Source organism: Labrenzia sp. 011, assembly GCF_003075075.1.
In the GTDB taxonomy this organism is placed as follows: Bacteria; Pseudomonadota; Alphaproteobacteria; order Rhizobiales; family Stappiaceae; genus Roseibium.
This window is the reverse complement of record NZ_QCYM01000014.1, coordinates 76,621-97,151: the sequence shown is the minus strand read 5'-3', so window position 1 is coordinate 97,151 and position 20,531 is coordinate 76,621. Positions and strand designations below refer to the sequence as shown.

Below are 20,531 nucleotides of genomic sequence, written 5' to 3'. Positions count from 1 at the left end.
GGCCAGCAGGACAAGTCCGGTGAGGAGTTAGACGGGTGTCATTCGCAAGGCCGTTTCTGGCACGGCTTGTCGACCGGTATTTCAGGCCCTTCGAAGCGCATCTGAAACCGCTCGATCTTCCGGTGGAGCCGCTTCCGGACAAGAGTCCGCTGCATCTGGTCTGGCATTTCGCCAGGATGTTCCGGACACAGCTTGTCATCGTGTCGCTGCTGGCCATGTTCTCCTCCGGGCTCGGCCTGGCGGGGATCTGGGCCATCGCCTATATCGTCGACGGTGTCACCGCGAAGGGAGCCGGGGAATTCCTCGACACCCATGTCTGGTTCCTGGTCGGCATTTTCGTGCTTTTTGCTCTCATCGACCCGCTTCTCTTCCTGCTGCGGCAGACATTCGCCTTCCAGACCGTGCGGATCCTTCTGCCTGCCGCGATGCGCTGGCAGGCCCACAAGGCGGTCGAGGCGCAGGACCTTGCGTTCTTCGAGGACACTTTCGCGGGGCAGGTGGCCTCCCGGATCGCCCAGATGACCATGTCGGTTCATCGCCAGATGATGCTGGCGATCGAGACCGTTCCCTTTCTGGTCATCCAGTTCGGGGGATCCTTTGTGCTGCTGCTGGCGCTGGCCTGGCCGCTTGCAGTGCCGGTGTTTTTCTGGATTGCCGCCAACATCCTGGTCGCCTGGATGGCCATTCCCACCTACATGCAGCGGGCGGCCAGGGTGGCGGCCGCCAATTCCCGGGCGACGGGCGCGATGACGGATGTCTATTCCAACATCGCCATGGTCAAGCTGTTTGCGGCCGAGGATTCCGAGGCCGGTGCCATTCGCAAGGTCATCGGCGAGACCATCGATACCCGACACAGCGAAAACCGGTCGTATATCCTGACTGACAGCAGCGTCCATGCGCTCAATGTTCTGATGGTCCTGGCCGTCCTCGCGATCGGCTTCTGGGGCATGACCGGCGGCTGGGTCACCATCGGGGATTTCGTCGCCGGCCTCACGGTCACGCGGTCGCTGTCCCATGCCTCGTCGAGTTTTATCGGCGTCGGTCAGTCGATCACCAGCACCCTTGGAACCATCCGCGACGCCATGCCGATCATGACCAGCCGGCCCGCAATCACCGACAGACCGGATGCTGTCGAACTCGCCGTGCCGGAAGGCGGGGTCCGCTTCGAGAATGTGAGCTTCGCCTATCGCAAGGACAGCGCACCGGTTCTGCGGAACTTCGATCTGACGATCCGGCCGGGGGAGAAGGTCGGTCTCGTAGGCCTGTCCGGCGCGGGAAAATCGACCGTGATTTCGCTGCTCATGCGTCTGCGTGACGTGTCCGGCGGGCGCATAACGATTGACGGCCAGGATATCCGCGACGTTACCCAGGCCTCGTTGCGCGGCCGGATCGGGGTGGTTACCCAGGACATCTCGATGCTCAACCGGTCCATACGCGACAATATCCGCTACGGCAGGCCGGACGCGGATGACGAGGAGATCCGCCGCATTGCCAAGGCCGCCGATGCGCTCGATTTCATCGAGGCGCAGAAGGACAGCAAGGGCCGCACGGGGCTGGATGCCCATGTCGGCGACAGGGGGGTGAAGCTCTCCGGCGGCCAGCGTCAGCGCATCGCCATCGCCAGGGTTCTGCTGAAGGATGCGCCCATTCTCATCCTGGACGAGGCCACGTCCGCCCTGGACAGCGAGGCCGAACTCGTCATTCAGGAGAATCTTTCGCGGATGATGGAGGGCAGGACCACCCTGGCGGTTGCCCACAGGCTGTCGACCATCGCTGCCCTGGACCGGCTGGTGGTCATGGAAGGTGGCCGGATCATCGAGGAAGGCAGCCATTGCGAGCTTCTCGCCAGGGGCGGACTTTATGCGCGGCTCTGGGAGCGCCAGTCCGGCGGTTTTCTGGCGCTTGGCGCGGCCGAGTGATCCGCTTGCGCGTTGCGCGGCACGAAGGGGAAAATGTGCCGGCCTGTTGATTTTCCGAAATCCTGAGGACAATACTCCCGGCATGGATAAAAGAGACCGTGCCGAACTCTTCCGCGAACGCCTGTCCGATGCCTTGCGCAGCCGGGAGATGAACCGCTCCGACCTGGCCCGTGGGGCGGGGCTGGACAGGTCGACGGTCTCGCAACTGCTGTCCGAGGACGCGCCGCGCCTGCCCAATGGCCAGGCTCTGGCGGCAATCGCGACAGCGCTCAGCGTGTCGTCGGACTGGCTGCTGGGGCTCTCCACGCACCGGGGCGCCGCGGCGGAAATTCTCGATCAGGCGGTTCAGGTGGCCGAAACCGACCGCCATCCGGTCGACGAGCATCTGCTAGCCTGGTACCGGGATGCGGTGGGGGCGAAGATCCGCCACGTTCCGGCCAATCTGCCGGATGTGCTCAAGACCGAAGCCGTTCTTGCCTTCGAATATGCCGGCGAAACGCTGCGCACCGCCGATCAGGCGATAGTCGGGACACGGGACCAGCGGGCGCTTCTGAGCCGTGCCGAATCCGACATGGAGATCGCCTTGCCCAGGGAAACCCTGGAAGGCTTTGCGGAAGGCGAGGGCATGTGGGCCGGCCTGCCGGCCGCCGCCCGCCGCGAACAGCTGGAGGTGATGGGCCGGACGCTGAACGACCTCTACCCTTCGCTGCGCCTGCATCTGTTCGGGTCAAACGACCGGTATTCGGCGCCTTTTACCGTCTTCGGCCAGAAATGGGCGGCGCTGTACCTGGGCCAGCGCTATCTGGCATTTTCCAACACCCGCCACGTGCAGCTGTTCTCCGGACATTTCGACGACCTCGTCCGCCATGCGGTGGTCCGCTCGCACGAAGCCGGTGAATTCGCGGTTCGCCTGGCCGAAGGGATCTGACACGAAGGGCTGTTCGGACCGTCCGTGTCTACCGATGGCCGTGGTGAGCATGCATGGCCTTGGCCGAGGCGACGGAGCGTGCCGGTTCGAAATTTTCCGCCACCGCCATGTCCCAATAGGTCGAATAGCCGGGAATATTGTGCGCGTCGTCGAGCAGCGCGCCTTTTTGCAGCCAGGTGACGGCGACACTTGCGGGCATGATTTCGCGCAGGCCTTCACGCAGATAGAAATGCTCCGGCTTGAAGTCGCGCGGATGGTCGAGGCCGGCGGCGGCGGTGAATTCGATCAGCGCATTGAGCGTGTTGCGGTGAAAATTGCTCACCCTGTCCGCCTTGTCGGGAACCACCAGGGCCTGCTGACGCTTCAGGTCCTGGGTGGCGACCCCGGTCGGGCAACGGTTGGTGTGGCAGCTCTGGGACTGAATGCAGCCGACGGCAAACATGAAGCCGCGGGCCGAATTGACCCAGTCCGCGCCCAGACAGATGGTTCCGGCAATATCGAAGGCGCTGAACAGCTTGCCGCTGGCGCCGATCTTGATGTCATCGCGCAGGCCGGTGCCGACCAGGCAGTTGTGGACGAAGGACAGTCCCTGGCGCAGGGGTGTCCCGAGCCGGTTGGCAAATTCGATCGGCGCCGCGCCGGTCCCGCCTTCCGAACCGTCGACCACGATGAAGTCCGGCTTGATCCCGGTCTTGAGCATGGCTTTCACGATCGCCATGAATTCCCAGCGGTGGCCGATGCACAGCTTGAAACCGACCGGCTTGCCTTCGGACAGCTCCCTGAGCTGCCGGATGAATTCCAGGAGCTCGATGGGCGTGGAAAAGGCCGAGTGATGCGCCGGCGAGATGCAGTCCTGGCCGATGGCTATGCCCCGGGCCTCGGCGATCTCCCGCGTGACCTTGGGGCCGGGGAGCACGCCGCCATGCCCCGGCTTGGCGCCCTGGCTGAGCTTGATTTCGATCATCTTGATCTGCGGATCGGTCGCGTGGCTGCGGAATTTTTCCGGATCGAAGGTTCCATCCTCGGACCGGCAGCCGAAATAGCCGCTTCCCAGTTCCCAGACGAGATCTCCGCCGCCTTCCCGGTGATAGCGCGACACGCTGCCTTCACCGGTGTCATGAAAGAAATTGCCCGCCTTGGCGCCCTTGTTGAGCGCCAGAATGGCATTGCCCGACAGCGCGCCGAAGCTCATGGCGGAAATATTGAACAGCGAAGCCGAATAGGGCTGCTTGCATTCCGGACCGCCGATGGTGACCCGAAGGTCTTCGTGGCTGACCGGTTTCGGGCAGATGGAATGGTTCACCCAGGAGTAGGAACCGTCGTAGACGTCCTGTTCCGTTCCGAAGGGAAGCACATCCTCGATGTTCTTGGCCCGGTCGTAGACCATGGAGCGGCGCTCGCGCGAGAAGGGTTTGCCGTCCTGGTTGCTTTCGAAGAAATATTGCCGCAGTTCCGGGCGGATGGATTCGAACAGGTACCGGAAGTGCCCGGCCACGGGATAGTTCCGCAGGACCGCGTGCCGGGTCTGGCGCAGGTCGAAGACACCCACGACCGACAGGGCCGTGAAAGCCAGGGCCGGCCAGAGGAAGTGGACGGAAACGGCAAACATCAAAATGATGCTGACGATGGCGAAAAGGATACACAGAACAAATACAGTATAACGAGGGGGAAACACGGGTCGGTGACTCCTTGAAAAGCTTGTGCTGACAGTTTTGTCAGGCCGGGCAAAAAAAGAAAAGGCCGGAAAGCGGCAATGGAGCTCTGAGCCGTTGAAAAGACACCGTTGCGTCACTCGCAGGCCGGTCCCGTCTTGCCGGCCGGGCCTGGCACCGCTGGAAACATCCGGTCAGCCGCTGCGCGTGCCCGGACAGGCGGTGCGGATATTCTGGCGGGATTTGCAACGTGAGGTCCGATCACTTATGCCGGTCCGGCCTGTTGCCATAAACGCATCCGCCGCCGAGGAGCGCGGCAGCTGCATTTCCTGAAGAAGGTGCGCATGCAGACCACATTCTCGATCCGGACCCGGGGACAGGGCCTTTACGAGTTCACCCGTCAGGTGGCGGGCTGGCTCGGCGAAGAGGACGCAGGCGACGGTCTTCTGACCCTGTTTGTCCGCCACACCTCCTGTTCGCTGCTGGTTCAGGAAAATGCCGATCCGGATGTGCAGGTGGACCTGAAGGCCTTCTTCGAACGCCTGGTGCCTCCCGCGGATCATCCCTCCATGAGCTATCTGGTGCACACGTTCGAAGGGCCCGACGACATGCCTGCCCATATCAAGGCGGCGCTCATGCCGGTGTCCCTGTCCATTCCTGTTTCGGGCGGTCGGATGGCGCTGGGTACCTGGCAGGGGATCTATCTGTTCGAGCACCGCACGCACCCGCATCAGCGACAGGTGGCGGCGCATTTTCTCGCGGATCGCTGAGATGCGTGTCCGCAGGCGGCGCGGAGTGCCGGTTTTTCAGGAAGTGCGACGGGCAACCGCCTTTGAGAATAAAGGGAAATTTTGAAAAACTGTGATGACTGTCACGCTTTTTCCGTGCCGCCCGGGCCGGTCTTCACGCAAGTCTCACACAGTCTTGCCTTGCAACTATACCTTACGGAACCCACATGTTTCCGTGAACGATGAGGGTCGTTCCTCCCCAGACTGGCGCCCGGCTTCATGCAAGCTGCGGCGCCTTCTTTTTACGGCTATCCTCTTCCTCCCGATGCCCCGCCGGCCCTTGAGGCCAGGGGGAACGGGAAACCGTGTCTCTCGGGACAGGGGGAGCCCGCGCCGCCGGACGGGGGCAGCGCGGGCTCTAACACCGGCCTGAAAAGGAGGGGCTCAGGACGCGGTGTTAGCCGCGGCCGCCAGGAAGGCGGCGATCTGGTCTTTGAGGGAAAGACGCGTCTTTTTCAGGTCCTCCAGGGTCTCGTCTGTCGCCGGCTCAAGATCCGTCTCGATGCGATGCACCTGCCGGTTCACGGTGTGATATTCCTCCGCCAGACGCGCAAAATGGGCGTCACTGGACTTCAGGGCGTGCATCATCTCGGCAGCCTCTGGAAACTCTTCGTGCAGTTCGTGGGGAACGTGGCTCATTCTTTCCTCCTTTTGAGGTCTTCAAAGTGCCGTTTGCCGCGGCAAACCTCCTTGAGACAGATCAATCGCATGGCAATCGTACCGCTGATTTTTCAAAGGCCTGGGGATACCGGGTGCCCGGGGGACCGCAGACGGGACCGGCAGGCCTCCCGCCGTGGAGCGCATTTGCCGTCCGCCGTGAATTCGGGATCTGCCGGTTTCCGGTGCAGTCGGTCCGCGGCGTGATGGCGCGCGCAGCTGTCAGCCTCCTGACAGAAGGCTGTCAGGAGGGCCTTGCTAGGGTGATCCTGTCACAGCGCCAAAGGAGATTCCGCATGACTTTCATTCCCGATCACTTCACCGTCTGGACGGAGATACCCGTTTCGGATCTGGACAAGGCGGTCGCGTTCTATAATGACGTCTTTCAAACGGAGCTTACGCGTATCGTGGATATGGGACCGAACGAAATTGCCATGTTTCCGGTCAGGGACGGGGGCCGGGCCGGGCATCTTTATCCCGGCAAGCCGCCCGCACGCGGAAGCGGGGCGACCATCCATCTTGCCTGTCCGGACACGCTTGAAGACACCATGGAACGCTTTGTCCGGGCGGGCGGCGAGGTCATCTCCGATCCGGTCGCCATTCCGGCGGGCCGCTTCGCCTATGGCATCGATCCCGACGGCAATTCCATCGGCCTGTTCGCAGCATGAGGATGGGCTGACATGAGGCGCGCCGACCGGCTCTTCCAGATCGTGCAGTATCTGCGGGGCGGCCGGCTCGTCCGCGCCCGTCAGCTGGCCGAATGGCTGGAGGTGTCCGAGCGGACCATCTATCGCGACATCGTCGACCTGCAGGCCTCCGGCGTCCCCATCGAAGGGGCCGCCGGCGTCGGCTACATCCTGCGCGACGGCTACGACCTGCCGCCGCTCATGTTCACCCGGGACGAGACCGTCGCCCTGCTTGCCGGGGCGCGCCTGATCCGGGCCTGGGGCGGGGCCGCGATGGCGCGGGCCGCCGAGGAGGCGATGATCAAGATCGACGCCGTGCTGCCCGAACGGATGCGCGTGCGCCACCGCGACGTGGAAATCCACGCGGTTGCGCCGGAAATGACCGGGCAGGTGCGGGCCTATATCGATTTCCTCGAAACGGCGGCCGATGGCCGCAAGCGTCTGTCCATTGCCTATTGCGACAGCAAGGGCGACGCCTCCAGCCGGGTGATCCGGCCGTTGGGACTGTGGTTCTGGGGCAAGGTCTGGACGCTGGTGGCCTGGTGTGAGCTGCGGCAGGACTTCCGCATGTTCCGCCTTGACCGGATCGGGGAAATCCGGGAGACCGGTGACAGGTTCTCCAGCGAGCCGGGCAAGACGCTGAAGGATTTCTACCGTCTGATGGAAGAGGCGGGCCACGGCCCGCAGCGCGGCTGAAGCGGCCCGGCCGGCGGCCGCCGCTCAGCGCAGGGCCGCATAGCCGCTGCCGAAGATCTCGCGCAGCAGCTTGCGTTTCATCGCGCGGGCATAGTCGTCGTAACTGTCCGCCACCTCGATGAACGCGCCCGGGCCCTTGATGACGCTGTCGCGGTAGTAGTCGATCGCCGCGGTGTCCTCGCCGGCGACCACGAGGCCGTTGACGGTGATATCCGTGAAATCGAAGGCGCGATAGGCGCTCTGCGGGCCGAAACCTTCGTTGTTGATGCCATCGCCGGCAACATCGATCACCTTCCGGGCACACGGTTCCGGTGCTTTCCTCATGCGCACGGACGCATATCCGAGCGCATATCCGAGTGCCGTGGGAAATTCCGTGAAGCCCCTGGCGGCTCCGCGCAGGGTCGCCGACGCCCGTTCCGCACTTTGCGCGTCCGCCAGATGCTGCCAGTCGAGCTGGAGCAACTGCTTGTATCGGCCGCTCCACTCGAAGCTCGTCACCCAGATGCCGCCGACGGCCTCGATCGCCCCGATCACCTCCGGGTCTTCAAGGGCATCGGCCATGCCGTTGAGCTGTAGATCATGTTCGCGGGCATCGACACTTGCCGATCCGTCCATCGCCAGCACCAGGGAGAGGGAACAGGACACTGCGGGAGCCGCCGTGAGAAGCGCCGGCAGGCCGCACAGGCCGAAGACCAGCGCCGCGCCGAACCGTCTGCCCGCGAAGGGAAACGGCGTGCGCCGGGGCAGGTCCGGCAGTCGAGAGCGGCAAGGCATGGTCATATCCTGAGCTGCGGTGACAGGTTAGCGGCTTGGCGCCCCGGATGCAAAGATGGCGTGCCATAAAGGCGACGTTAAATGCTGCAATGCAAATTTATGGGCCACAGGACTTGAATGGACCGATACAACTGGGCAGGGTTGGAGCATGTATGCATCCCACGGATTTCTGAGGTCTGACATCGGCGACGTCGATGTTGTCTATCATGACGGCCTTTTTCATCTCTTTCATCTGGTTCTGCCAAATCACGACTTCATCGCCCATGCGGTCAGTTCCGACGGCATGACCTGGCGCCGCGTCAAGAACGCGCTGTTTGTCGGCGAGCCCGGCGAATGGGACGACGACATGCTGTGGACCATGCATGTGACGGCCGATCCCGACCGCCCGGGCGAATGGCGCATGTTCTACACCGGCCTTGCGCGCTCCGAATATGGCCGGGTCCAGCGGGTCGGCCTTGCCCGGTCGAAGGATCTGTATCTGTGGGAGCGCTGTGACGGCGGTGTCTATCCCCTCGAGATTCCGTCGCCCCATTATGAAAGCTCCGTCGACGAGGGCCGCCGCTGGGTGAGTTTCCGCGATCCGTTCTTCTATTGCGACGAGGAAACCGGCGAGCGGCTGCTGCTGAGTTCGGCCCGGGTGAAGGATGGACCGATTATCCGCCGGGGCTGCGTCGGGCTGGCGCGCGAGACCGCGCCCGACAGCTTCAGCTTCGAGGCGCCCCTGCACCGGCCGGGCCTTTACGACGATGTCGAGGTGCCCAATCTCTTCAGGCTCGACGACCGCTACTATCTCCTCGGGTCGATCCGCGAGGACACCAAGATCCACTACTGGTATGCGAATTCCCTGCTGGGGCCATACGAGAACTTCTTCGACAACGTGCTCCTGCCCTCGGGCAACTATGCCGGCCGGATCTGCCGCGCCGACGGCGACCTGCTTCTCTTCAACTTCTTTTCCAAGACGGAAAACGTCCACGGCCGCGAATCCGTCAAGAAGCTGCTGCCGCCGCCCAAGCGGCTGGTGAGGGACGAGGCCGGCCGGCTGAAGGTCAAGTCCTATTCGGGATTCGACTCCCTGGTGACCCACAGCGAAAGCGTCACGGCCTCCTATCAGTGCAAATTTCTCTACGGAAATCCCCACGCCTCGGCGATCGACCGGGCGGACGGCCTGCATCTGTCCTGCAAGAGCGGCTATGAAGCCTTTCTCTTGCCCGGAAAATACGAGGATTTCCGTCTCCGGACACAGTTGATGCTGGAAGGTTCCGGCAAGACCGGGCTGGTTCTGCGCACCAATGAGGACGGCGACGGCTATTATCTGTCGCTCGATCTGGTCAATGGCATGGCGCAGATGCGTGCATGGGGGGCCAATCCGACACCGGAATTCGAACACGCCTTCCGCTTCGCACCGCTGCAGGACGCGCATTTTCGCGGCGGCGGTCAGGGACCGTGGCAGATCGAAGTCATCGCCCATGGCATGTACATCGAGGTCTCCATCGACAGCCAGGTGGTTCTCAGCCTGGTCGACGACAGTTTCGCCGAGGGCGGCATCGGATTTTACACCGAAAGCGCCGCCGTCTGCCTGAAGAACGTCGAAATCGGCACCCTGCGCCGTCCTGTGAGCGAGGATACCGCCGCGCAGGTCTATACCACCACCTATGTCTCCCCCGAAGAGGAGGTGGAGGGATTGTGAGCGCGGACGCGGCCCCCGACCCTGACAGTCCGGATGCCTGGCTGCTGGTCAGCGACATCGACGACACGCTGACCGGGAACCGTGCGGATCTCGACCGTCTCTGGCAGGCGCTCAGGCAGCGCCCCGACGGGGCGAAGTTCGCCCTGAACTCCAGCCGTCCGGCGGTCAGCGTCGACCGGACCCTGGCGGAGGAATTTCCGGCGGATTTCGCGCCCGATGCGATCATCACCGGTCTGGGAACCGAAATCCGTCTGGGGCGTTACTGGTTGGAGAGCTGGCAGAAGCAGTTTGCGGACTGGCCGGACAGGGATGTCCGCGCGCTGGTGACGGAGTTGGGCTATGCGCCGCATGCGGACATTTTCCAGACACAGGGAAAGGCCAGTTTCGCGGTGCCGGGCGAGGGGGACGTGCAACGGATACTGGAGCGGCTGGCCCGCGAAGGCATCCCGCTCAGATATATCTATTCAGGGGCGAGCGATCTCGACATACTCGCGCCCGGAGCCGGAAAGGACGCCGCCATGCGTCACCTGGCCGGCCACCTGGGCATTGCCATGGAAAACACCGTGGCGGCCGGGGATTCGGGAAACGACCTGGCCCTCTTCGAGGCCGCCGGCAAGGCCATCGCCGTCGGCAATGCGCGCCGGGAGCTTCTGGACACCATGCCGAGGGACAAGACCTATCGTGCGGCCGCTCCCCATGCCGCCGGGGTTCTGGAAGGACTGATAAAACTTGGATTGCTGCGCCAAGCGGCAGCCTGAACTGCAAGAGCCAAACGAAGCGCCTGGGAAGACGGAGACCGGAACACAAACAAATAAAGGTTGGTAGTTCATGACTAAGCACAATATCGGTTCGCTGCTGATGATCTCGCTGCACGGTTACGTGGCCGGATCCCCCGAGCTGGGAAAGCCGGACACGGGCGGGCAGGTTGTGTTCGTGCTGGAGCTCGCCAAGAGATTTGCCCGCCTCGGCTACCGGGTCGACGTGATGACCCGCCAGTTCGAGGATCAGCCGGCAGAGGATGTCATCAACGACAATCTGCGCGTCGTGCGCGTGCCCTTCGGCGGCCGGGAGTTCATCCGCAAGGAGGACATGCACGACTGGTACGGCGATTTCGTCACCAATGCGCTGGCCATGATCCGGCACCGCAAGATCGAATATGACGTCATCAACAGCCACTATTGGGACGCGGGCGTCTCCGGTCAGAAGATCGCCGAGGAACTGCAGATCCCCCATATCCACACGCCGCATTCCCTCGGCTGGTGGAAGCGTCACGACATGGTCGGGGCCGGCAAGCAGGAAATGACCGGCTACCGGTTCGAGGAACGGATCCAGAAGGAATTCGTGCTCTACCGCAATTGCGACCACGTGATCGCGACCACCGAGCAGCAGACCGACCTGATCGTCGAGCACTACCAGCTGCCGAAGGAACATATCACCATGATTCCGCCGGGCATCGACGAGGGCCGGTTCACGCCTTCCACGCCGGACAAGGTGGCCGCGGCGCGGCAGAAGCACGATATTCGCGACACGGACATCTACGTCGTCGGCCGGGCGGCGGAAAACAAGGGCTACGACCTCATCATCGAAAGCCTGCCGCATCTTCTCAAGCTGCAGCCCGACGCGCGCCTCGTCCTGGCGGCCGGTGCCAATTCCGACAGCGACATCGCTCTGCTCAACCAGTGGAAACAGGTGGCCGCCGACATGGGCGTTGCAGATGCCATCAGCTGGCGCGGCTATGTGGAAGATGCGGATCTGGCCGATTTCTACCGGGCGCCGGGCATCTTCGCATTGCCCTCCCGCTACGAGCCCTTCGGCATGACGGCAGTGGAGGCGATGGCCTGCGGCACGCCGACCGTGGTCACGGTCCACGGCGGCCTGTTCGACCAGATCGAATTCGGCCGCCATGCCCTGGTCGCCGACCCGAAGCGTCCGGAGGAATTCGCCGCCATGCTCAACATGCCGATGCAATATCCCTGGCTGCGCGAGACCCTGTCGGTGGAAGGCGCCCGCTTCGCCCGCCGCTCCTTCGGCTGGACCGGCATCGCCCGGCGCACCCTGCAAATCTTCGAACACTTCAAGGGCCGCTACGACGACCCGCAGACGGACGATCTGGTGGCGCTGTAGGGGGAGCACGCCTCCAGTTGCGGGAACGAACGCCGGGCTTGAACGGGAACTGGCGCGCAACTTCGTCTGCGCCTCTCCCGGTTGTCATCCCCGCGAAGGCGGGGATCCAGTCCCCTCGTCGGCTCTGTTTGCAGTCCACCTCGAACCGCACGGCGTACTGGACCCGGCCCTCGTTGTGCGCCTTCTGACGGCCCTTCAGGCAGGCGATCACCGCAAATGCATCGCTCCAGTCAGTGGGCGTCCACAGATGCGGCTGCCGGATTGATTTATTTGTGCCCCTGGCATGTTAAAGAGTTTTCATGCGCACCTCGATTATCGACACCATTGCCACGATCGTGTTTTTCACCGTGTTTGCAACCTTTTCGGAACTCGTAATCGCGGGAATGGACCTGTCATCGGTCCTGACAACCCGGCTTGTCATGATCCCGGTGATGATCGCCACGGGACGACCCTACACCGTGTGGCGCGACTGGCTTTTCTCACAGGTGCAACCGCGAGGGTATTTCAGCGCTGCGGCGGCGGACATTGCCGCCTTTTTGGTGTTCCAGGTCCCCGTCTATGGGGCTACGCTAATGATCGCGGGAGCGAGCGCGTCGGAAGCTCTCTTCGCGATCGGTTCGGCTATTGTACTCATGGTCCTGCTCGCGCGACCATTCGGCCTGTTCGTCGATCTCATGCGTCGCATGTTCGGCATCGAACTGGCACGGTGAGGCGCGCCCCTCACGCTGACATCTGGCTCATAAGCATGAAAGATATGCGGTGACCGCTGGAGGGACGCTTATGGCCGCAGTTGAACGAATGAGGATCACCATGCCCGCCGAACTGGCCGAAACCCTGCGCCAGACGGGTGCCGGCGGAAAATATGCCTCGACGAGCGAAGGCGTCCGCGAGGCATGGCGCGACCGGACCCGCAAACGGGACACGGAGCGCCAGGAGCTGGATGCCTTGCGCGCGGCGATCAAGGCCGGTCTGGACAGCGGCCCCGCCATTCCCGCAGCTCAGGTTTTCGCGGAACTTCGCGCGCGCTACGCAGCAAAGACCTGACCCGTGCCTTGTCGTTTCTTCCCCGGGGGCGAAGCCACGATCCGCCAGGGCGCCGAACGTCCCGATAGTTTCCCCCGGCGTGACGATGTGTGCGAGGGCCTGATTGCATTCATCACCTCGAATGCTGTCGCTGACCGTAGCTGATTGGAGGCCCGGTCAGGGCGGGGAGCGGACGTTCGCTGCGATTGAAACGATTGTCCGAAACGGGGCCGACAACGGACTGTCTGCTTTGAGAGATCAAGAGAGAACAGCAACCGGATGCTGTCACCGCTCATCGCCGGACCGAGTTACTGCCTGGGATTTCCTTTCCGTTTGCTACCACCCCGACGATACATGCTTGCTCGATTATCTGGCGACGGCGCACCTTGACGACAACCCGGTCATAATAACCAGCAGAATCTCCGGGTGTTCTGCCAGCGGTGCCACATCTATGACCGGCCCGAGCATTTGCGGCGCCGACGACTGGCCTTTCTCATGACCCGGGCGCTGGCGACCTGTTTGACGGCCAGTACTAGACGCAATGATCCTGGTCACAGCTTCTGGCTAAGAGATTTGTACAACTTCCGAGCCCCCCCGGGATTCGGGACAAAAGTAAAGCAGTCGCAATACTGGTCGATCGCGTTCATTACGCCGAGCAGGGCCGGCGCTGTGAAGGCCAGAGCTTGACCTGTTCCCCAGTGACTGGTGAAGTTTCCAACAATCGTCGCCATGTTGGCGTTCAAGCCCGTCTCCTGAGCGGGTTCGAGAATAAGGGATCCCCCCGCCTTGTGGAGTTTCACGGCGGCGTCGATCGCACCGAGGAATTCCCCCGTCAGCTGCTTGTTGTCATTGAAGGCAACGTCCACAGGTACGGGGATGCGCAGCTTGCTGATGAGATCGCTCAGCCGGTATTCGAGATACTGCCGGACTCCCTCTTTGGCGAAGTCAGCCTGTCCGGCCTGCAGCAATGAAATGGTATGATCACGCACCTTGTTCACCGCGCCGGCTTGCGGCAGCACCGCAAACTGAGGGTTGCCTTCGAGCCGCTGGTGCCACCAGACGCCGGAGCCAGTGTGCTTGTTGAAGAGCTTTTCCAACATGGTGTCGTGGCTCAACAGGATCACCTGCAGCCCGTCCGGGTTGGCTGGCCGGGCAAAGCTTTTCCGGAGCAATTCCACCAGATAGAGCTGGTGGCCCGCATCAAAGCTGGAAGTCACATCATCGAGCACGATAAACTTGGGCATCCCGCCGTACAGTGACGCAGCAGCAAGATAGAGCGCGATGGCAAAGGCATTGCGGTAGCTTTCTGACAACAGCGCCTGGGGTGACAGGTCGGCCAGCCCGTGGAACTCTTGCAAGCGGATTTGAAGATCCTCGCTGTTGGCACGTTTGACGACCTCCGGCGTGACTCCGAAAAACGACATCTCCGCGAAGTTGGTCTTGAATACGGGTTCCACGGCGGCCAGACGGGCCTTGCTGATTGCCGCCTCTGCCACCCCGAAATCGTTCGAGGCCCGGTCCAGAAATGTCTTCAAACGCGACACGCGGCTGGCGCGCGCCTTCTCCCGGTCAAGGTCAGTCTGTGCGGCGTCGAGATTGCCGAGGCTCTCTTGCATCCGGCGGGCCGCCTCAACCTTCTTCGTCACCTCAACTGAAGACTGGGGAAGGATCTTCTCCAGCTCACGCTGCTCATTCTCCAGCGCAGTATCCCGAGCACCCGCGCGCTCGCGCAACGTCCGCAGCCAGACGGCAAGGTCCTTGGCCTGCGCCTCGGTAAGCACCCCCTTTTGCGCCGTATCCGACAGGGCAGTGATCGGGCGCTTGGTGGCATCGGGTTCCAACAGCTTCTCAAGTCCTGTCAGGTCAGCCCAGCCCCCCTCGTTCCATTCGAGGCCCACCGCCTGGGTTGCTTCGTCGAGTGCGGTGAATGCGGAGAGCTTAGTGCCGACATGACTATAAAGATCATGGGCAACTGCACTGTCACACAGCGGGCATATACCAGCGTTCGCCCATTCAGGCAGCTCAAGAGCCTTGGCCCCTGCCTGATAGAGCTGGAGGATGACATCGCCGGCCGTCTTGACTACGGCCTCTTCGCGGTTCTTCGCGACATTCGCCAGCTGATTGGTGCGCTCCGCATCGGGCGCCTGCACGTTCAGCGTGACCAGTTCCTGCCGGAGCCGGACACATTCCCCGAGGCGCTCCCGTTGCGGGCCGCCCTCGGCAGCCTTGACGGCTTCGATACAGGCGTCCACGTCGATCTCACTGAACGTCTTGCCTGCGCAGAGTGCGTTCAGCGGGCCGATCTGCTCCAGTGCCGAGAAACACTTGGCGAGGCCATCAGCGAGGGGCATCGTACCCCATTCGTCGCCCGTCAGGATCAGGTGATCGCGTTTCAGGGCATCCCATGCGTCATTGACGCCTTTCTGCGCGTGGGCTTGGGCTTGTGTATGGGCCTGCACGCCGAAGTGGTTGTTGAACGCTCGCGTATTTGCCAGTGCCGCAAGGGCTTGGCGCATCCTGCTATAATCTGAGAGCCCCAGCAGACCTGCAAACGTGCGGCCCCGCGCCTGGGGTTTGGCCGCGATGAAGTTTTGGAAGGTCGGCCCGTCGAGCAGCACGAACTCACGATTGAGGGAATGAAGGATAGCGTTGCCATCCCAAGTGCCGGATGCGGATACTGTTCGAGTTCCCGAGCTATCCCGCTTGACCTCGATTTCACAGGGCTGGTTCGTCGCCATTTCGCGGAGCGAAAGCTTTATAATCGCCGTCTGGGCAGGATGGAATCGGTTGAGGTAGTAATCACCGTCACGATCGCCCGGAGGGAGTTCTTCCAACCACGGCAGCCGCCCGGATATCGCATACCGGATGGCATCATATACAGATGTTTTGCCCACACCGTTTACGGCGGAGACGCTGTTGACCTTGTCTGACTTGAACTTCAATTCAAGCGGCTTGCCCTCATTGTTTATGCCACGGAAGCCCTCAATGCTGAGACCTTCCAGAAACCAGCCAGTGGGACCGGCAGCGGGCGGAACTGTCGCGGTTGCGCCAGTTGCCGCAGGTGTGGGCGCTGTGGTTTGCTGTGCGGCGAAGACGTCCGCATCAACGATCGCTTGGAGCATAGTATTCCAAACGGTCGAGGACTTATAGGTTTCATCGAGGAGGACCGGGTAGAAGGTCGTGAGCTGTGCGCTCAGGGTCGCGTCATGCAACCCGAGATGCGTTTTTAACTTGGTAAGGTTGCTCTCCAAGTCAGCGTTTTCATCGAAGCCAAAGGCTGCCGTAACCGCCATGCTTCCCTCCCCCGTTGTTTCACCGAACAATTAGCGGGGAAAGCGTATCTTATGCAACAGCAACCTTAAATATACAAGCGAAGCTCAAAGGTATTTGGGTAACACTTTGCCGCTCGCAGCAGCACCGCCGCTGCCATTGGGTGGTAGGCGAGGTTGGAATGTGCGACATGTTCAGGAGCGTTGATGAGAGGGGCAAGAGAAATGGCGATTGCATGCCTAGGTTGGGGATCGTTAATCTGGGATCCACGCGAGCTTCCTATCCGCCGAGGGTGGTTTGACGATGGGCCGCTGTTGAGGGTGGAATTCACCCGCCAGTCGAAAAACGGGCGCATAACTCTGGTGCTGGAGCCGACAGCACCAGAGGTGCGATCGTTCTGGGCGATTATGGACGCGGACGATTTGGAGCTCGCGAAACGGCACCTGATGGCGCGCGAGGCGACGCAGAACGGCAACTGGGTGGCCACCTGGTCGCAGGGCGGAGCCACGCCTGAGGCGCTACCGGGCCTACCGGGCTGGGCCTTGGCCCATGGCGTGCAAGGCGTGGTGTGGACGGCACTACCCCCGCAGTTCGACGGACAATCGGTGGCCCCGACCGTTGAACAGGTCCTCTCCTACTTACAGGGGCTCGAAGGTGCAAAGAAAGACGAGGCCGAACGCTATATCCGCCATGCGCCCCGGCAGATCGACACCCCGTACAGGCGGAGGATCGAAGCCGACCTTGGGTGGACGCCACTGCCATGGGGCACTGCATGCGCCTGATGGCCCATCTTGCGCAACGGGGAAGTGATGACGCGGGATGACTGCTTCCGGGCGAAAGCAACGAGCGTCGGCATGACCGCAATGTAGGAGCGAAGCCGCCATTGAATTTACGGGTGTTAAATGGCAGCTCAGGGCCGAAAGCGCCGACAGAGAAGTCGATCGGATACGGGAGGACTACCGTAAGCGATGTCTGCGTCCCACATGGTTCCAGTATCCAACCCGGCGTCAGGCATCGAGATATCTGGAGTGCATATGCATCTACTGATCAAAAATTTGCTGAGATATCGAGAAGAACGGCACCAGATCATTTCGGCGCAACATGAAACCGAACGGCTTGAAGATCTGTACCGACCGAAAATCGAAGCGGCAAAAGAAAAAGGTTCGCCGTGGGACGACTATAGAAGTATCTTATCGGAGTACCATCACGAGGTCGGTCTACCACGTCAGTTAATAGATGAGATTGAAACCAGACAACGCGTGCGTTCTGCCCAGAAATATCAGATTCCAATACCGAAGAAGCCGGAGGTCGGCGAAGATAGCGAATACTGGGAATCATCAATGTTTGGGGATCATGTATTGACCTTGGAAGGGCATCGAAAGCTGCGCCACGATATAGCGGCGGAGCGAGAATTGGTGCAAAAGCCAGTCCTTTCGTGGATCGCAGTTTCTGTCAGCTTATTCAGTCTGCTCTTATCGTTTCTCAGCCTGCTGCTCCGGTGAAAATGCCATGTTGACATTTGATCGCCCAAGCTTGTGTAACAGATGCCACGCGTTGACCTGCTCCCCATAGAGTGCGCGTCTATAAGTTAGCCCGGTTGAGGTTTTGGCCTTCTTTTGCCGGTTAGCATATTCCCGTGGTGTTAGACCAGCCAGTAATATGAAGGTCCGCTATGGCCCGGAACCTGACGGTCCCCCCCCAAATCCCCAAAACACCCGGTTCAGCTTGCGTTCATGTGAAATTGATTACACCTTGCGGACACTTCGTGAGCAGAACCGGAATCGAACCCGTGAAACAGATATTTTTACTCCTGATCCTCCTGTGCGCCGCGGTGGCTCCGGCGCAGGCGGCCTGTCTGTCGCAGGGGGAGGCGCGCCAGGTTGTGGCCAGCGGCAAGGCGGCGTCCCTCGGGTCGGTCGCCAGCCGGGTGAAGGGCGAGATTCTGAAGGCGGAGCTCTGCCGGCAGGGCGGCGGCTATGTCTATGTGCTGTCGGTCAGGAACGGCGGCAAGGTGACAACGGTCACAGTCAACGCCGGCAGGTAGCCGCCAGGATGCCGGGCCTGCCGCTCCAGCCGGGGGCGGGCGGCCCGATCACCGCAGTCAATGGAAAAACCGGACCCCATGCGCATTCTTGTTGTTGAAGACGATACCGACCTGAACCGCCAACTCGTCACCGCCCTGGAAGAGGCCGGCTATGTGGTCGACAGCGCCACGGACGGCGAGGACGGGCATTATCTGGGCGACACCGAACCCTATGACGCCGTTGTCCTGGATCTCGGCCTGCCGACCCTGGACGGCCTGTCGGTTCTGGAAAACTGGCGCCGCGACGGGCGCACCATGCCGGTGCTGATCCTCACGGCGCGCGACCGCTGGTCGGACAAGGTCTCGGGGATCGACGCCGGGGCGGATGATTATGTGGCCAAGCCCTTTCACATGGAGGAAGTGCTGGCCCGGGTCCGCGCGCTGGTGCGCCGGGCGGCCGGCCATGCCTCCAACGAGCTGACCTGCGGTGCCGTGCGTCTCGACCTGCGTGCCGGAAGGGTCACCGTGGACGGCTCGCCGGTCAAGCTGACCTCCCACGAATACCGGCTGCTGTCCTATCTGCTCCATCACCAGGGCAAGGTGATCTCCAGGACGGAACTCACCGAACATCTGTACGATCAGGACTTCGACCGGGACTCCAACACGGTCGAGGTCTTTGTCGGCCGTCTGCGCAAGAAGATCGGCTCCGACCTGATCGAGACCATTCGCGGTCTCGGCTACCGGCTGGGAGCGGCCGGTGACAGCTGAGGAGACGCCGGACCCGGCGCGCCGGACGCCGCGCGGCCGGCAGCGCTCGCTGGCCGCGCGCCTTGTCTTCGTTGCCGCCGTGTGGTCCGCCGTGGCCCTTGCCCTGGCCGGCGTCTTTCTGGCCAGCCTCTACCAGCGGGCAAGTGAACGCGCCTTCGACACCCAGCTGGAGATCCACCTCAACGCGCTGATTTCCGGCATGCTGGATACGGGCGACGGCGCGGAGGGGGCGCCCGCCACGCTGAGCGATCCGGACTACAGCGGCGACCCGCGCTTCTCCCTGCCGCTGTCCGGCTGGTACTGGACCGTGCGCCAGGCGGGCAGGGCGGAGATCCTCTATGCGTCGAAATCGCTCGTGGGCGATCCGCTCAATGTGCCGGACATCGGCGAGAAGGACAGCAGCGCCGGCTTCGTGGCCGGTCCCGGCGGCGACGAAATCCGCGTGCTGCAGCAGCGCATCTCCATCGGCGAGACGCAGTATGTCATCGCCGTGGGGGCGGCAACGGCCGGGTTCTGGGCCGATATCTACGAATTCGCCCGCATGGTCGCGCTGACCTTGTGCATCGTCGGCCTCGGCCTGATCCTGGCGATCTTCCTGCAGGTGCGCATCGGCCTGAAACCGCTGGCCCACCTGCGCGCCTCCCTGTCGGCCGTCCGCCAGGGCGACGCGGAACGGATCGACGAGGACCTGCCGCGCGAGATCGCGCCGCTGGCGGTGGAGCTCAATGCCTTGATCGTGTCCAACAGGGAGATCGTCGAACGGGCGCGCACCCATGTCGGCAATCTGGCGCACGGGCTGAAGACGCCTTTGTCTGTGATCTCGAACGAGGCCCGCGCCGCCGGTGGCGGTCCGCTGGCCGACAAGGTGTCCGAGCAGGCGGCCATCATGTCCACCCAGATCCAGCATCATCTGGAGCGCGCCCGCATGGCGGCGCAGCGCCGGGTGATCGGCGTGTCCTGCGAAACGGAACCGGTGCTTGCCAGGCTGATCCGTGCCATGGACAAGATCTACCAGGACAAGGGCCTGTCCGTCGGCTTCGAGCAGACCGGCGCGATCCGCTTTCGCGGGGAAAGCCAGGATCTGGAGGAAATGGCGGGCAATCTCATCGACAATGCCTGCAAATGGGCCAGCAGCCGGGTTTCGGTGCGCGTGGCGCCCCTCAACGACCCGGCCACCAGCCGGGAGATGTTCACCATCGAGGTGGAGGACGACGGCAACGGACTGGCGCCCGATGAGAGGGCGGAGGCGGTCAAGCGCGGCCGGCGGCTCGATGAAACCGTTCCCGGCACCGGCCTCGGCCTGTCGATCGTGGCCGATCTGGCCGCGCTCTACGGCGGAACGCTGGACATGGACGGATCGGAGCTCGGCGGGCTGAAGGCAAGGCTGACATTGCCGGCGCTGGGACGGGTTTGACGGCGGACTTCCGCCGTCCGTCCCCTGGCCGCAATGAAATGTGATGGAAATTGAAGCACCTGGCGTTGTCAAAAGACTGGACGCTGGCCAAGTTCGGCCACAAATTGAAAATAACAAGGAAT

The 20,531-nt window shown here is 62.5% G+C and carries 19 protein-coding genes; 15 read left to right on the top strand and 4 right to left on the bottom strand.

All coding sequences use genetic code 11. From position 1 onward, the window contains the following. Positions 1-35: 35 nt before the first annotated feature. Positions 36-1,919: an ABC transporter ATP-binding protein gene (locus DCO57_RS15495; protein WP_116699815.1), complete on the top strand. Its 1,884-nt coding sequence runs from the start codon at positions 36-38 to the stop codon at positions 1,917-1,919. An 82-nt stretch (positions 1,920-2,001) separates the two neighbouring features. Then, positions 2,002-2,847: a helix-turn-helix transcriptional regulator gene (locus tag DCO57_RS15490; RefSeq protein WP_116699843.1), complete on the top strand. Its 846-nt coding sequence runs from the start codon at positions 2,002-2,004 to the stop codon at positions 2,845-2,847. A 28-nt stretch (positions 2,848-2,875) separates the two neighbouring features. Here DCO57_RS15490 and DCO57_RS15485 read toward each other — a convergent pair whose 3' ends face one another. Next, on the bottom strand, positions 2,876-4,456 hold the full coding sequence (locus DCO57_RS15485) for an FMN-binding glutamate synthase family protein (protein ID WP_116699814.1): 1,581 nt from the start codon (positions 4,454-4,456) through the stop codon (positions 2,876-2,878). A 387-nt stretch (positions 4,457-4,843) separates the two neighbouring features. Here DCO57_RS15485 and DCO57_RS15480 point away from each other — a divergent pair, with 387 nt between their 5' ends. Beyond that, the gene (locus DCO57_RS15480) at positions 4,844-5,269 is read left to right on the top strand and encodes a secondary thiamine-phosphate synthase enzyme YjbQ (protein ID WP_116699813.1); all 426 of its coding nucleotides are present in this window, start codon (positions 4,844-4,846) and stop codon (positions 5,267-5,269) included. A gap of 402 nt (positions 5,270-5,671) precedes the next feature. Here DCO57_RS15480 and DCO57_RS15475 read toward each other — a convergent pair whose 3' ends face one another. Next, positions 5,672-5,926: a DUF465 domain-containing protein gene (locus tag DCO57_RS15475; RefSeq protein ID WP_116699812.1), complete on the bottom strand. Its 255-nt coding sequence runs from the start codon at positions 5,924-5,926 to the stop codon at positions 5,672-5,674. A gap of 314 nt (positions 5,927-6,240) precedes the next feature. Here DCO57_RS15475 and DCO57_RS15470 point away from each other — a divergent pair, with 314 nt between their 5' ends. Next, positions 6,241-6,612 carry a VOC family protein gene (locus DCO57_RS15470; protein WP_116699811.1) on the top strand — a complete coding sequence of 124 codons (372 nt, stop codon included), beginning with the start codon at positions 6,241-6,243 and terminating at the stop codon, positions 6,610-6,612. A gap of 12 nt (positions 6,613-6,624) precedes the next feature. Beyond that, complete coding sequence (locus DCO57_RS15465; RefSeq protein WP_116699810.1) at positions 6,625-7,326, top strand: YafY family protein; 702 nt, start codon at positions 6,625-6,627, stop codon at positions 7,324-7,326. Positions 7,327-7,350: 24 nt separating this feature from the next. Here DCO57_RS15465 and DCO57_RS15460 read toward each other — a convergent pair whose 3' ends face one another. After that, positions 7,351-8,100, bottom strand: coding sequence for a DUF1194 domain-containing protein (locus DCO57_RS15460; RefSeq protein WP_116699842.1), 750 nt, complete (start codon positions 8,098-8,100; stop codon positions 7,351-7,353). Between the two features lie 148 nt (positions 8,101-8,248). On the opposite strand from DCO57_RS15460, the gene DCO57_RS15455 reads away from it, so the two are divergent. The 5 genes from DCO57_RS15455 to DCO57_RS15435 all read left to right on the top strand — a co-directional run bounded on the left by DCO57_RS15455 (position 8,249) and on the right by DCO57_RS15435 (position 12,955). After that, the gene (locus tag DCO57_RS15455; protein ID WP_116699809.1) at positions 8,249-9,787 is read left to right on the top strand and encodes a glycosyl hydrolase; all 1,539 of its coding nucleotides are present in this window, start codon (positions 8,249-8,251) and stop codon (positions 9,785-9,787) included. Beyond that, positions 9,784-10,545: an HAD-IIB family hydrolase gene (locus DCO57_RS15450; RefSeq protein ID WP_116699808.1), complete on the top strand. Its 762-nt coding sequence runs from the start codon at positions 9,784-9,786 to the stop codon at positions 10,543-10,545. Before DCO57_RS15455 ends, DCO57_RS15450 begins: the two co-directional genes overlap by 4 nt. 70 nt (positions 10,546-10,615) lie before the next feature. Continuing rightward, entirely contained in the window at positions 10,616-11,911 is a 1,296-nt protein-coding gene (locus DCO57_RS15445; protein ID WP_116699807.1) for a glycosyltransferase, read from the top strand. A 299-nt stretch (positions 11,912-12,210) separates the two neighbouring features. Then, on the top strand, positions 12,211-12,621 hold the full coding sequence (gene alaE, locus DCO57_RS15440) for an L-alanine exporter AlaE (RefSeq protein ID WP_116699806.1): 411 nt from the start codon (positions 12,211-12,213) through the stop codon (positions 12,619-12,621). A gap of 70 nt (positions 12,622-12,691) precedes the next feature. Beyond that, positions 12,692-12,955 (top strand): type II toxin-antitoxin system ParD family antitoxin, encoded by a 264-nt coding sequence (locus DCO57_RS15435; protein ID WP_116699805.1) that lies wholly within the window; start codon positions 12,692-12,694, stop codon positions 12,953-12,955. Positions 12,956-13,485: 530 nt separating this feature from the next. On the opposite strand, the gene DCO57_RS15430 is transcribed toward DCO57_RS15435, so the two are convergent. Further along, positions 13,486-16,227 (bottom strand): AAA family ATPase, encoded by a 2,742-nt coding sequence (locus DCO57_RS15430; protein ID WP_116699804.1) that lies wholly within the window; start codon positions 16,225-16,227, stop codon positions 13,486-13,488. A gap of 201 nt (positions 16,228-16,428) precedes the next feature. Here DCO57_RS15430 and DCO57_RS15425 point away from each other — a divergent pair, with 201 nt between their 5' ends. The 5 genes from DCO57_RS15425 (at position 16,429) to DCO57_RS15405 (ending at position 20,409) form a co-directional block, all read left to right on the top strand. Next, positions 16,429-16,986, top strand: a complete 558-nt coding sequence (locus tag DCO57_RS15425; RefSeq protein WP_116699803.1) for a hypothetical protein — start codon at positions 16,429-16,431, stop codon at positions 16,984-16,986. Positions 16,987-17,238: 252 nt separating this feature from the next. Beyond that, positions 17,239-17,706, top strand: coding sequence for a hypothetical protein (locus DCO57_RS15420; RefSeq protein WP_133192689.1), 468 nt, complete (start codon positions 17,239-17,241; stop codon positions 17,704-17,706). Between the two features lie 287 nt (positions 17,707-17,993). Continuing rightward, positions 17,994-18,248 (top strand): hypothetical protein, encoded by a 255-nt coding sequence (locus tag DCO57_RS15415; RefSeq protein WP_208977972.1) that lies wholly within the window; start codon positions 17,994-17,996, stop codon positions 18,246-18,248. 78 nt (positions 18,249-18,326) lie between these two features. Further along, the gene (locus DCO57_RS15410) at positions 18,327-18,995 is read left to right on the top strand and encodes a response regulator transcription factor (RefSeq protein WP_116699801.1); all 669 of its coding nucleotides are present in this window, start codon (positions 18,327-18,329) and stop codon (positions 18,993-18,995) included. Further along, on the top strand, positions 18,985-20,409 hold the full coding sequence (locus DCO57_RS15405) for an ATP-binding protein (RefSeq protein WP_116699800.1): 1,425 nt from the start codon (positions 18,985-18,987) through the stop codon (positions 20,407-20,409). Before DCO57_RS15410 ends, DCO57_RS15405 begins: the two co-directional genes overlap by 11 nt. Positions 20,410-20,531 lie beyond the last annotated feature (122 nt).